Here is a 13,086-nt window from a genome sequence, read left to right as displayed (position 1 = left end):
GCCCCCGATCCGTCCCCTCAATATACCCCGACATGCCCGCCTCCGGTCTTTGCCGAAAAGCATACCACAATCGGAGTTTCCACACAGCCTCAGCCCTGAGCAGTCACTTATGTTGACCGATATCAAGGACCGCCGTTTTCGAAACTGCAACACTTCAGTCATTGCTAATCCATTGATGTATCTTATTTGGGGGGAAGAGAATGAACCGGTTGTGTTTCAAGTCGTTCGCGAGAAGTGCGAGTGCCACTGCTTTGTTGACCAGCGCCACCTTGACATGCTTGGCTGGAATGGCTGCGGGGCAGGGCACGGAAATTGTTCATGACGCAGAGTACTATGTGCTTGAGCGACAGCACGCGGAGGCTTGGGCAGAGGACGACGCTGCCGTCGACGCTCGACTTGCCGAAATACGCAGCGCTAATGGCGGTCAGCCTCCCAACATCCTGTACATCCTAATTGATGACATTGGTTTCGGCGAGATCGGCACACCCTACTTGAACTACGTGCGTGGCTACGAAACTCCGAACATCAATGAGTTCGCGGAAGACGGGTTGCGTATGATGCGCATGTACACGGAGCCGTCCTGCACTCCCACTCGTGTCGCCTTTATGACCGGACGACAGCCCTATCGGCTGGGCATGGCTAAAACCTCGGTGGCGATGGACGGGTTCGGCATGGCCGCCGAGGAAGTGACCTTGGCCGAGGTTTTGAAAGCCGAGGGGTACAACACATCTCATGTCGGGAAGTGGCATATCGGCGACATTGCCGAGAGCTTCCCGCACAATCAAGGTTTCGACTTCGCCGCCTTCCCTGTGCACCAACAAGCGCAATTGGCACTTTTTGCGCGTGCCTCTCATGAAGGCAACCAGATGATCGGCGCAAACTACACCCAGTTTGACGACAAGTGGGTGTTGGATCGCAGTTTCCGTCCCGTACCGGGAACTATGGTTACGGGATTGGAGGCTGTGGCGGGCGAGTTGGCATCTGAAGTGGACCTTCAGGCCGGGGAAGAATGGACACAGGCGAAGTATATCGAAATGAACGAACGATATCAGCGCCAGACGCTTGAGCAATTAGATGCACTGATGGCCAAGGACGAACCGTTTTTTCTGCAATACTGGCCATTGCTACCGCTGACCTTTACCAGATCAGATGTTGACCAATTCACCTCACCCAATGGTGGATTTCAAACGGAATCGATGCAGAAAGTTGACGGTTGGATTGGCGATATTCTCGCGCGTCTTGAGGAAGGCGGGAAGGCCGACAACACGATTGTTATCATTATGGGTGACAACGGCAACTTCACAAAGTATGCGCCGTATTCAGGCTATTCACCGATGATCTACCGGGGCGGCAAGGGCGATGCGACCGAAGGTGGAGTGCGGGTTGATGCATTTATTCGATGGCCTGCGGCAATTGAAGCGGACAGCTACGTTGGAGACATGATCCATGTAGCCGACCTGTTTACGACACTGGCGCGCGTCGCCGGGGGACTCGAGCATCTTCCGACGGACCGTGTCATTGACGGTGTCGACCAAACGTCAATGCTGCTTTTGGGCGAAGGCAAAGGGCGGCGAGATACCGTGTTCGTTTACCAATCTTTCAATCTGGCGGCTGTTATCAAAGAGCACTTCAAACTGAACTTGGCGGACGCCGGCTCTAATTTGGTCGTCGCACCATTCTACGACTTGCTTCGTGACCCCGGCGAAAAGTATCCGGTTTCAACGCCTGTCGGTGCATGGGCCGCTTCTCCTTTCGAGCGCATTCTACAGCGACACATGGCTTGGAAACAACGTTATCCCGACCTTCCAGCGGCTGTAGATACGCCATATAGCGGGATCGACAACCTAAGGCTGGAGACGATTCAAATGCGGGATGAATGGCTTGCATGGAAGCGTCAGATCGGCGCACTTGAATAGAGATGGATAGATTGGCGTTTAGGTGGAGCATTTGCGGCAAATGCAACGGGTAGATGTCGCGCAACCCCTTTAGTGTAGAGGTTGTAGGGTGGTTGCGCTGCAGTCCACTATCAGGCCTGAATAGACAGCAGTTTTGTCCGGCTTCGCTGCCACCGGCCTAGCGCGCAGTTTCAGCCCGTTCCGCCACCACTTTCTGTAGGGCTGCTATACACCTCGGGGAACCGCTCCATAAAACGCAACGCCTCATCAGTGATGCAGTGGTCTTGACCCTGCATATGCGGCTCCTATCCTGTCGATTGAGCGGACGGAGAAACTGCGTGCTCAATGATGGACCCCAGCCGCCTCCACCCCTTCACCCCTTGTCAGCATCCGGATGACGTGCCGAAGGTTCAGCTCCGCACCGCGTCCGGAAATTTCCAACGCCTCAGCCACGGCCTCAACCGACGCCTGCGTCAATCCACGGCGTCGCACCTCACGACTGGCAAATTCGGTCAACTCCGTGACAGGAATTGAAGGAAGGTGAATAAGCCCTGCTCAAAACCGCCGTTTCAGTCAACAGGAGGTGCTGATCTTCGGAGGGGGAAACGCACCCCTTCAGCATGCAAAAGGCGGAGATCGCGTAAGCTATTGTTTTAAAACAAAACCACCGGCCGAATTTCGGCCGATGGCAATTAACCTCGTGTCAAAATGGCGGGAAACCCTTGCCAATGGCAGTTAATTCATGGGTCCGACAATATGTCTAAGCTGCGCAATTACCCACACTTGGAATGACCGCAACTTCGGCAGGTCATGCAGCCTTCAATCATCACCATGTCGTACTGGCCACAAGACGGGCAGGCTTTTCCACGCGGCGCATCCATGTTCACAACCTGCGCCTGAGGGTCGGACTTGAGGCCCATGCCCTCACCTTCAAGGAAGCCTATGGCGACCATATGCTGCTCGATCACACCACCGATTGCCGCTAGGATCGACGGGATGTATTTGCCTTGAACCCACGCCCCCCCGCGCGGGTCAAAAACGGCTTTCAATTCTTCGACGACAAACGAGACGTCACCCCCACGCCGGAACACGGCCGAGATCATGCGGGTCAGCGCAACGGTCCAGGCGAAGTGCTCCATATTTTTCGAATTGATGAAAACCTCGAACGGGCGGCGACGTCCACCGATGATAATATCGTTGATTGTCAGATAGATGGCGTGCTCACTGTCGGGCCATTTCAGTTTGTAAGTCGAACCTTCAAGTGACTGCGGCCGGTCCAGCGGTTCTGACATATAAATGACATCACCGCCTTGGACTTCTTGCGGGGCATCCGCGCTTTCACCCGGCGCTTTGTCCGAGTTTTCCGAAACGCTCAACACGCTTCCGGTCACATCATTCGGGCGATAGGTGGTGCAACCTTTGCAGCCCTGATCCCAAGCCTGCATGTAGACATCTTTGAAGTCATCAAAACTGATATCTTCCGGGCAGTTGATCGTCTTTGAAATCGAGCTGTCGATCCATTTCTGCGCCGCCGCCTGCATCTTGACGTGATCCGCGGGCGTCAGCGTTTGCGCGTTCACAAAGAACTCAGGAAGTTCCTTGTCACCAAACTTGTTACGCCACATCTGCACGGCATAGTCCACGACCTCTTCCTCGGTGCGTGATCCGTCTTTCTGCAGCACTTTTCGCGTATAAGCATAGGCAAAGACCGGCTCGATCCCGGACGAGACATTCCCCGCGTAAAGCGAAATCGTCCCCGTCGGTGCGATCGAGGTCAGCAGCGCGTTGCGAATGCCGTGTTCCCGGATTGCGTCGCGCACGTCTTCGTCCATCTGCTGCATCGTACCGCTGGCCAGGTATTTCTCGGTATCGAACAGGGGAAACGCACCCTTTTCCTTCGCCAAATCGACCGACGCCAGATACGCGGCGCGGGCGATCGCGTGCAACCAGCGCTCGGTCTGACGCGCCGCCTCGTCGGAACCATAGCGCAGCCCAAGCATCAACAGGGCATCGGCCAGACCTGTAACGCCCAAACCGATGCGGCGTTTGTCCTGCGCTTCGGCCTCTTGCTCGGCCAGCGGAAATTTCGACACATCAACCACGTTGTCCATCATTCGGACCGCTGTGGCGACAAGTTCTTGCAGGGCATCTTCATCCAGATGCGCAGCAGTTTCGAACGGCTCGGCTACCAGCCGTGCAAGGTTGATCGATCCCAAAAGGCATGCGCCGTAGGGTGGCAGGGGCTGCTCGCCACATGGATTGGTCGCCGCAATGGTTTCAACATAGCTCAGGTTGTTTGCCGCATTGATCCGGTCGATAAAGATCACGCCGGGTTCGGCGTAGTCATACGTCGCCTGCATGATCTTGTTCCACAGATCACGCGCCTGCACTGTGTGGTAGATCTTACCGTCAAAGACCAGCTCCCACGGCCCGTCCGCCTTGACCGCCTCCATAAAGGCATCGGTCACCAAAACCGACATGTTAAACATGCGCAGTCGGGCGGGGTCGGATTTGGCTGTGATAAAGTGTTCAATGTCCGGGTGATCGCAGCGCATCGTCGCCATCATCGCCCCGCGACGCGATCCTGCGGACATGATGGTGCGGCACATCGCGTCCCACACATCCATGAAAGACAGCGGCCCCGATGCATCAGCGGCCACCCCATGCACATCAGCACCCCTTGGCCGGATGGTCGAGAAATCATACCCGATCCCACCCCCCTGCTGCATGGTCAGCGCGGCCTCTTTCAACATGTCGAATATGCCGCCCATACTGTCTGGAATCGTTCCCATGACAAAGCAGTTAAACAGCGTCACCTGCCGTGCCGTACCTGCCCCGGCTGTGATGCGACCTGCAGGCAGGTATTTGAAGTCCTCCAATGCCGCGTAAAATTTTTCCTCCCAATGGGCCGGATCCTGTTCTACCCGCGCCAGATCGCGGGCTATGCGTCGCCAGCTATCCTCAACCGTAAGGTCTATGGGTGTCCCATCCGCCTGTTTAAAGCGGTATTTCATATCCCAAATCTGTTCGGCGATGGGGGCAGCAAAGCGGCTCATTGGCGATTCCCTGAGTAGAAAGAGATAAGCAGCTTACCCCAAATCACACCCTCGCCACAACACCTTGATGGCAGCGCCCAGCAGTCTACAATATAGAGGTGGTCTTCGGGACGACTCTGTGGGAAAGCTGTGGATAAATACGTTAATCTCATTAAACTTTCGGTTGGCTCAGAAAGCGTTGACAGCCTGATTGCGTGGCAGGACAGCTATCGCCAGCGGTTTGATGACCGTCTGCCCCGCCATGTCACCCGCATGTGGCCGAAACGCGAGGCCGAGATACTGAATGGCGGATCAATCTACTGGGTGATCAAAGGCGTCGTCCAATGCCGTCAGCGCATCCTTCGTTTGGATGAGGTGCGGGGTGAGGACGGAATCCGCCGCTGCGCCATCGTTTTGGACCCAGATGTTGTCCGCACACAAAACGCCCTAAAGCGCCCTTTCCAAGGGTGGCGCTATCTGCAACCGGAAGATACACCAGCCGATCTGCCAAAAAGTCGCGCGCAAGACGACGCGCTGCCCGATGATCTGAACCGCGCGCTGGCGGAAATCGGTGTGTTGTAATCAGGCAAGACGATCCAAAAGCTCGGATAACACGGCCTTGTCCTCTGCATCATAGCTGGCCACGCGGCTGCGCCACAACGTTGCCTGAGACCGCAGGATCAACCCATCTGACAAAATCTTCAGGTGGTTGGCACGCAAGGTTTCACCCGTCGATGTGATATCCGCAACCGCCTCAGCCGTTTCATTCATTACTGTGCCCTCGGTCGCACCCTGACTGTCGACCAGAGTGTAATCGGCCACGCCCGCATCTGTCAGGAACTCACGCACCAGCCGGTGGTACTTCGTTGCAATCCGCAGCCGATGGCCGTGTGCTTTGCGGAATGCTGCGGCAACGGCATCAAGATCGTCCAGCGTATCGACATCCACCCAACAGGCTGGTGTCGCGATGATAAGATCGGCCTTGCCGAACCCAAGTTGCGAGACTTCTTCGACCTGCTGTTCCCAACGCGGCAGTTTCTCTTGCACCAAGTCAATTCCGGTGACGCCCAAATGTATGCGCCCTGCGGCCAGTTCGCGCGGCATTTCCCCAGCGGACAGCAAGATCAGGGAAACGCCGTCAATGCCTTCAACCTTGCCGGCATATTCCCGGTCCGATCCGCTGCGCGACAGAACAATCCCGCGCTTTTCGAACCACGCAAAGGTCTTTTCCATCAACCGGCCCTTGGAAGGCACGCCCAGTTTCAAACTCATTGTGCGGCCTCCTCGATTTCCAGCATCAGATCGGGGCGCAGCACGCCGCCCACGGCGGGGATTTCGGCACCGTTACCCAATTGTCGGGTCAGCGCATCATAGCGCCCGCCGGTTGCAATCGGCGGCAGATCGGGGCGACCCTCGGCGTAAAAACCGAAGACAAACCCGTCGTAGTACTCCATCGAAGTACGTCCGTAGGCGGCCTCAAAATCCAGGCGTGCGACGTCCACACCGCGTGCTTGCAGCGCGGCCACCCGCGCCTCAAGCCGATCAAGCGCCTGCGTAATCTGCGGCAGGTCCACCGCCACGTCGCGCAATTGCTCTAACGCAAAGGGCATGGTTTCGCGCACATTCAATAGGGTCTCCAACCCTGCCAATTCGCTGTCGGCGATCGGCGGCGTATCGCGGTCTTCGCGCAACGCCTCGATCCGTGCTTCGATCTCGGTCGCGCGACGTTTGCCGATCATAGGTGCGTCAACCGCCAAGGGGTCTTCGGCATTCAGCAGCGCATCCCGCTCTTCAGGCGCTGGTTTACGCCCGGCGAACCGCTCCAGCAGGATACGAAAGCGACGCGGCCGCCACAGATGCCGCATCAACGCCGCCTTACGTCGGTCCGTGGTACGCAGCCCCTGAACCGCCGCCGTCAGAATGCCAATATCCCCGGTCGCCGCGCGCAGCGGCAAGCCACGCAGTTGGAGGGCGAACAGCGAGAATACCTCAGCATCCGCGCCCGAAGGATCGTCACGGTCAAAGACCTCGTATCCGACCTGAATGTATTCGTTGGACCGATCCGGGTTGAGCTCTTGCCGGCGGAACACCTCGCCGGAATAGGTATAGCGCGCAGGCTCGGCCCCGTCGCTCATGTGCATCTGCACCACCGGCAGGGTGAAGTCGGGACGCAACATCTGCTCACCCCGCAGCGCGTCCGACGTCACATAAGCGCGGGCCCGGATGTCTTCTCCGTATAGGTCCAGCAACGTCTCTGCCGGTTGCAGCAGCGGCGGATCGACGACCTGCGCGCCCGCAGCCTCGAACCGGACACGCATCATGGCCGCGCGGGCCTGAATCTGAGAACGATTGGCCATGAGCTAGCCCTGACTGTCCAGAATTTCGCGAACCTTGGCGACCAGATCACCTCGCGGCACTTCGAACTGACTGGGGCGTTCTTTCCATTCCTCAAGCGTGGCGCTTTCGGCGATCTTCGCCCCAAGGATCAAATCTTTGATCTGAACGATACCATTGGCCTTTTCGTCGCCGCCTTCGATCACGGCAATCGGAGAGTTCCGCTTATCCGCATATTTCAGCTGATTGCCAAAGTTCTTGGGGTTGCCCAGATAAACTTCGGCCCGAATGCCTGCATTGCGCAGCTCGGCCACCATAGCCTGATAGTCCGCCATGCGGTCGCGGTCCATGACAGTAACAACGACAGGCCCCTTGGCCTGCGCGCTGATCCGTCCTTTTTCACGCAGAGCAGCCAGCAAGCGGTCAACCCCGATTGAAATTCCAGTCGCAGGTACTTCCTGCCCGGTGAAGCGTTTGACCAGATCGTCATAACGCCCACCACCTGCAACAGACCCGAACTGCCGCTTGCGGCCTTTTTCGTCGAAGATCTCGAATGTCAGTTCGGCCTCGTAGACCGGGCCAGTGTAATAGCCGAGGCCACGCACGACCGAAGGGTCGACAACTATTCTGTTCCCTTCGTAGCCTTGAGCCTCCAACAAGGCACAAATGCTCTTAAGCTCATTGACACCTTGCCGACCGATTTCTGAACCCTCAACCAGTTTATACAAGCCATCAAGTGTTTGTTGATTATTCTCTTTTCGCGAATTCAAAAACGAGAGCACTACATCGATTTCTTCGGCGCTTCGGCTCCAACCTTCAATGAACGCTCCAGACTCGTCCCTTCGACCAGGGCCAAGCAGTTCGCGAACTCCTTGGTCACCTACTTTATCGTGTTTGTCCATTGTCCGCAGAATCGCCTCTTCTACGTTTCGATCCCACACTGCCTGTAGCTTGGCATTCTCCTCTTTCGAACCCTCGAGCTTGCCGAGTTTCACCTTGCCAAACGTGAGTTCAAGAATACCGTTCAGAATTTTCCGGTTGTTCAATCGAATAACATAGTCACCGCGTGGAATCCCAACCGTCTCGAGCGTGTCAGCCAGCATCGCGCAAATCTCGGCGTCCGCCGCCATCGAAGCTGTACCTACGGTATCCGCATCACATTGATAAAACTGGCGATACCGCCCAGGCCCAGGCTTTTCATTCCGCCAAACCGGCCCCATCGCATAGCGGCGATAGGGCGTAGGCAGATCATTGCGGTGTTGCGCATAGACACGGGCCAAAGGCGCGGTCAGGTCATAGCGCAGGGCCATCCAATCGCCGTTGCCGCCCTCATCGAACTCCTGCCATGCAAACACGCCTTCGTTCGGGCGGTCCACGTCCGGCAGGAACTTACCCAGCGCCTCAACCGTTTCGACCGCGCTGCTCTCAAGCGCGTCAAAGCCATAGCGATGATAGACGTCCGCAATAGCCCGCAGCATTTCAGTGCGCTGCGTGACTTCCTGGCCGAAATAGTCACGGAACCCTTTTGGCGTTACGGCCTTGGGGCGGGGCTGTTTCTTGGGCTTGGCCATGTGGGGCGTCCTTGGGAGTATCCTTGTTCCGCGCGCGGTCTATCCCATGCCCCGCATCGGGGCAAGGTACGCTTTCGCTGGCCTTGGACTGCCGGGGTCGTTATGACCGGCTCAAGACAGGAGATCCCAATGCAGCATCTGGAAGAACAGATCGCCCACCTGACCCGCACAGTTGACGAGCTGAACACAGTCGTCACCCGCCAACAAGGCGATATCGACCGTCTGGCCCGACGGGTCGAGATGCTGCTGCAGCGCGAGGCTGATCGTGCACAAGAAGGTTCGGGCGGGGTCGTGTTCGGAGACGAACGCCCGCCGCATTACTGAACGTCTTTGAGCCCCAGCGTGGTTTTCACTGCGTTGTCGATGAGGCAAGCTTTTGGCCAGAGCTAGTCAATCCCGGCACCAATCCAGCGCGTTAGATTTCCTCGACCAAGCTCACGCCGTCCAGCGATTTGATCGCGCCCTTGATCTGCGGGTTGATGGGGAAATCCTGACCCAGATCCATCTCGACATCTCCGGGCAAACCCGGGTCCAGCAGGCAAATGTGGATCGGGCCTTTGGCAGCCCGTTTGGCGGCACCGGCGGCATCCTCAAGCACCTTGGCAACGGTCGGTAGCACTTCGGGCACGTCCACGAATATGCGTAACCCCGTGGCACCTGCCTCGGCCACGACCGAATCCGCCGGACCCACCGAACGCGCCAGCAACTTCAACTGATCGGATTCCATCGTAGCTTCGGCCGACAGAACCACCTGCGCGCCGGTTTCCAGAAACTCACGCGACTTCTCAAGCGTTTCCGAGAACAGTGTGACCTCATACGCCCCTGTCGGGTCGGACAATTGCGCAAAGGCAAAGCGGTTGCCCTTGGCCGATTTCCGCTCTTGCCGCCCGGCGACAACACCCGCCATTTTGGCAATGAACGGACCCGAGCGCGCTTTTTCCGTTACATCGTCAAACGTCATGACCTGCTTGCGCTTCAGCGCCGGCATGTAATCATCCAGCGGGTGACCGGATAGATAGAACCCGATGGCTTTGAACTCTTCGCTGAGGCGCTCTGCCGGCAGCCAGTCCGCCGTGGGCGACAGGCGCGGTTCGGGCAGATCATCACCCGCCTCACCAAACAGCGACACCTGGTTCGAATTCTTCTGGTCATGGATCGCCGCCGAATACTGAACCAGCGGATCGAGGCTTTCGAAAACGCGGCGGCGGTTCTTGTCTAGCTCATCGAATGCTCCGGCCCGTGCCAGCATCTCCAACGGGCGTTTGCCAACTTTCTTAAGATCGACCCGGCGGGCAAAGTCGAACAGGTTGACAAAGGGTTTGTCCCCACGCCCGTCGACGACAAGATTCATTGCGTCCACGCCCACGTTTTTCAAAGCGCCCAGCGCATAGACAAGTTGCCCGTCTACTACGTCAAACGTGGCGATTGACCGATTCACGCAGGGCGGCACATAGGGCAGCTCGAGCCCTTTGCGCACCTCTTCGAAATACACCGCCAGTTTTTCGGTCAGGTGGATATCGCAGTTCATGACACCGGCCATGAATTCGACCGGGTGGTTCGCCTTTAGCCAGCCTGTCTGATAGCTGACCACCGCATAAGCCGCCGCGTGGGATTTGTTGAAGCCGTAATTGGCGAATTTCTCAAGCAGGTCGAACACCTCGGACGCCTTCTTGGCATCCACGCCGTTTTCTGCCGCGCCCTTTTCGAATTTGGGGCGCTCGGCATCCATCGCCTCTTTGATCTTTTTGCCCATCGCGCGGCGCAGTAGGTCAGCGCCGCCAAGGCTATACCCCGCCATGACCTGAGCGATCTGCATCACCTGCTCCTGGTAGACGATGATGCCCTGCGTTTCCTCAAGGATATGGTCGATCAGAGGATGGACCGAAGTGATCTTGCGTTGGCCGTTCTTGACCTCACAATAGGTCGGGATGTTCTCCATCGGGCCGGGGCGGTACAGCGCCACAAGGGCGACGATATCCTCGATACAGGTTGGCTTCATGCGCTTGAGCGCATCCATCATGCCCGAGCTTTCAACCTGGAACACCGCTACCGTCTTGGCAGCCGAATAGAGCTTGTATGTCGCCTCATCATCCAGCGGGATGGCATTGATCTGGTTCTCCGCCCCTTCGGCCGGTTCGTACAGTTCTGTCCCATCTGCCGCGATATGCAAATCCCGCCCGGATTTGAAGATCAGATCCATGGCGTTCTGGATCACAGTCAGCGTCTTAAGGCCCAGAAAGTCGAACTTCACCAACCCGGCCTGTTCGACCCATTTCATGTTGAACTGGGTCGCGGGCATGTCTGACCGCGGATCCTGATAAAGCGGCACCAACGCATCCAAAGGACGGTCCCCGATCACCACACCTGCCGCGTGGGTTGAGGCGTTGCGTAGCAGCCCTTCAACCTGTTGGCCATAGGTGAGCAGACGATCGACCACCTCTTCATTCCGTGCCTCTTCGCGCAGACGCGGCTCGTCCTTAAGCGCTTTTTCGATCGAAACCGGTTTTACCCCCTCGACCGGGATCATCTTGGACAGGCGATCCACCTGCCCGTATGGCATTTGCAAAACCCGCCCGATATCACGCACGGCGGCTTTCGATAGCAAGGCACCAAAGGTGATGATCTGCCCCACCTTGTCGCGTCCGTATTTCTTTTGAACATAACGGATCACTTCCTCACGACGGTCCATGCAGAAGTCGATATCGAAATCGGGCATCGAGACACGCTCGGGGTTCAGGAACCGTTCGAACAGCAGGCTGTAGCGCAACGGGTCAAGGTCGGTGATCGTCAGTGCATACGCCACCAGCGACCCAGCCCCCGAACCCCGCCCCGGCCCAACCGGAATGTCATGGTCTTTGGCCCATTGGATAAAGTCGGCAACGATCAGGAAATAACCCGGAAACCCCATGCCTTCGATAATATCCAGCTCGAAATCCAACCGTTCCTGGTATTCCTCGGGCGTTACTGCGTGCGGGATGACAGCCAAGCGTTTCTGCAGACCTTCATTGGCGATGCGGCGCAGCTCGGCCACCTCGTCATCAGCGAATTTCGGCAAGATCGGATCGCGACGATAGGCCATGAAGGCGCAGCGCTTGGCGATCTCAACCGTGTTTTCGATCGCTTCGGGCAGGTCTGCGAACAGCGTCGCCATCTCTTGTTGGGACTTGAAATAATGCTGCGCCGTCAGGCGGCGGCGGCCCTGCTGCTGATCGACATAGGCCCCTTCGGCAATACAGATCAGCGCATCATGGGCTTCGTACATATCCGAGGTCGGAAAATAGACGTCATTAGTGGCGACCAAGGGCAGGTTCTTGGCGTAGGCCATCTCGACATGGCCGCGCTCGGTCAGGCGTTCTGCTTCGGGCTGGCCATCCTCACCCGGATGGCGTTGCAGTTCGATATACAAACGATCCGGGAACATCGCTGCCAGCCGGTCCACCAACGCCTCAGCCGCCGGGCGTTGGCCTTGTTGCAGCAAACGGCCTACCGGCCCGTCTGGTCCGCCGGTCAGGCAGATCAAACCATCCGAGCGTTCGGCCAGTTCCTCAAGCGTGACCTGCGGCAACTGCCCGCCCTTGTCCACATAAAGACACGAGCTGAGCTTCATCAGGTTCTCATACCCCGTCTCGGATTGCGCCAATAACACTAGCGGCGCGGGTGCCTTGGGCTTTTCACCCGGCTGGGCCTGCACAAAACACAGATCCACCTGACAGCCCATGATCGGCTGCACCCCCGCCCCGCTTGCAGTGACCGAGAATTCCAGCGCCGAGAACATGCTATTGGTGTCCGTAACGGCAACGGCGGGCATCTCCATCTGCTCGCACAGGGCAGGCAGCTTTTTCAGCCGCACGGCCCCTTCTAACAGGGAATATTCAGTATGAACGCGAAGGTGGATGAATCGAGGTGTACTGCTCATGCCGCCTACGCTACCCCAGCCAGCAGCGCGGCAAAAGCGGGAACCGACGCTTTTGGATGTTTAAAAAATCAGCGCCGATTGTTCGGCTTTTTCAGAAGGTGCTTCGGCAGGGGCTGCTAGGTCAGAACGGAAAACGCATTGATTTCAAATGGCTGAATGGTTCGGAAAACAGGCATTACCCTATCGAATGGTCGTAATCATGCATAACATAATCAGTTTTTCTTGCCAGATAACCTGCCCTGTTTCTAACATCGAACGGCAAGCTATTCGCCCGCCACTCTTTCTACGTCGCATCGAAGGAGGGCACCGCAGGGCGCAACCGGGTAAGGCGACGG

At 57.4% G+C, this 13,086-nt stretch carries 9 protein-coding genes; 3 read left to right on the top strand and 6 right to left on the bottom strand.

Annotation, left to right across the window (positions count from 1 at the left end; all coding sequences use genetic code 11):
- The first annotated feature begins 254 nt into the window (after positions 1-254).
- Positions 255-1,916, top strand: coding sequence for a sulfatase-like hydrolase/transferase (locus AVO44_RS19820; protein ID WP_233422040.1), 1,662 nt, complete (start codon positions 255-257; stop codon positions 1,914-1,916).
- Positions 1,917-2,237: 321 nt separating this feature from the next.
- On the opposite strand, the gene AVO44_RS21180 is transcribed toward AVO44_RS19820, so the two are convergent.
- Both AVO44_RS21180 and AVO44_RS19815 read right to left on the bottom strand, forming a co-directional pair.
- A complete protein-coding gene (locus AVO44_RS21180) occupies positions 2,238-2,411 on the bottom strand; it encodes a hypothetical protein (RefSeq protein WP_157770060.1) in 174 nt (57 codons plus the stop codon).
- A 257-nt stretch (positions 2,412-2,668) separates the two neighbouring features.
- Complete coding sequence (locus AVO44_RS19815; protein WP_068340991.1) at positions 2,669-4,951, bottom strand: adenosylcobalamin-dependent ribonucleoside-diphosphate reductase; 2,283 nt, start codon at positions 4,949-4,951, stop codon at positions 2,669-2,671.
- A gap of 129 nt (positions 4,952-5,080) precedes the next feature.
- Here AVO44_RS19815 and AVO44_RS19810 point away from each other — a divergent pair, with 129 nt between their 5' ends.
- Complete coding sequence (locus AVO44_RS19810; RefSeq protein ID WP_068340988.1) at positions 5,081-5,512, top strand: DUF1489 family protein; 432 nt, start codon at positions 5,081-5,083, stop codon at positions 5,510-5,512.
- Here AVO44_RS19810 and hisG read toward each other — a convergent pair whose 3' ends face one another.
- Genes hisG through hisS form a run of 3 tightly spaced genes read right to left on the bottom strand, consistent with a single transcriptional unit; the run spans position 5,513 to position 8,835 of the window.
- Positions 5,513-6,202, bottom strand: coding sequence for an ATP phosphoribosyltransferase (gene hisG / locus AVO44_RS19805; protein WP_068340986.1), 690 nt, complete (start codon positions 6,200-6,202; stop codon positions 5,513-5,515).
- A complete protein-coding gene (locus tag AVO44_RS19800) occupies positions 6,199-7,287 on the bottom strand; it encodes an ATP phosphoribosyltransferase regulatory subunit (RefSeq protein WP_068340976.1) in 1,089 nt (362 codons plus the stop codon). The genes hisG and AVO44_RS19800 overlap by 4 nt, the downstream gene beginning before the upstream one ends.
- Before the next feature lie 3 nt (positions 7,288-7,290).
- Positions 7,291-8,835: a histidine--tRNA ligase gene (gene hisS, locus AVO44_RS19795; RefSeq protein WP_068340973.1), complete on the bottom strand. Its 1,545-nt coding sequence runs from the start codon at positions 8,833-8,835 to the stop codon at positions 7,291-7,293.
- Between the two features lie 129 nt (positions 8,836-8,964).
- Between hisS and AVO44_RS19790 the strand changes: the two genes are divergently transcribed.
- Positions 8,965-9,159 carry a SlyX family protein gene (locus AVO44_RS19790; RefSeq protein ID WP_068340971.1) on the top strand — a complete coding sequence of 65 codons (195 nt, stop codon included), beginning with the start codon at positions 8,965-8,967 and terminating at the stop codon, positions 9,157-9,159.
- 91 nt (positions 9,160-9,250) lie between these two features.
- On the opposite strand, the gene dnaE is transcribed toward AVO44_RS19790, so the two are convergent.
- Positions 9,251-12,751 carry a DNA polymerase III subunit alpha gene (gene dnaE / locus AVO44_RS19785; RefSeq protein ID WP_068340967.1) on the bottom strand — a complete coding sequence of 1,167 codons (3,501 nt, stop codon included), beginning with the start codon at positions 12,749-12,751 and terminating at the stop codon, positions 9,251-9,253.
- Positions 12,752-13,086 lie beyond the last annotated feature (335 nt).

This window comes from Ruegeria profundi (genome assembly GCF_001507545.1).
In the GTDB taxonomy this organism is placed as follows: Bacteria; Pseudomonadota; Alphaproteobacteria; order Rhodobacterales; family Rhodobacteraceae; genus Ruegeria; species Ruegeria profundi.
Note: the sequence above shows the minus strand (reverse complement) of the source record. Positions and strands in the feature narration are given on the sequence as shown.

Excerpts from the sequence above, each read along its gene's own strand:
- AVO44_RS19815 (WP_068340991.1), bottom strand. The coding sequence starts at position 4,951 with ATGAGCCGCTTTGCTGCCCCCATCGCCGAACAGATTTGGGATATGAAA.
- hisG (WP_068340986.1), bottom strand. The coding sequence starts at position 6,202 with ATGAGTTTGAAACTGGGCGTGCCTTCCAAGGGCCGGTTGATGGAAAAG.
- AVO44_RS19800 (WP_068340976.1), bottom strand. The coding sequence starts at position 7,287 with ATGGCCAATCGTTCTCAGATTCAGGCCCGCGCGGCCATGATGCGTGTC.
- hisS (WP_068340973.1), bottom strand. The coding sequence starts at position 8,835 with ATGGCCAAGCCCAAGAAACAGCCCCGCCCCAAGGCCGTAACGCCAAAA.
- AVO44_RS19790 (WP_068340971.1), top strand. The coding sequence starts at position 8,965 with ATGCAGCATCTGGAAGAACAGATCGCCCACCTGACCCGCACAGTTGAC.
- dnaE (WP_068340967.1), bottom strand. The coding sequence starts at position 12,751 with ATGAGCAGTACACCTCGATTCATCCACCTTCGCGTTCATACTGAATAT.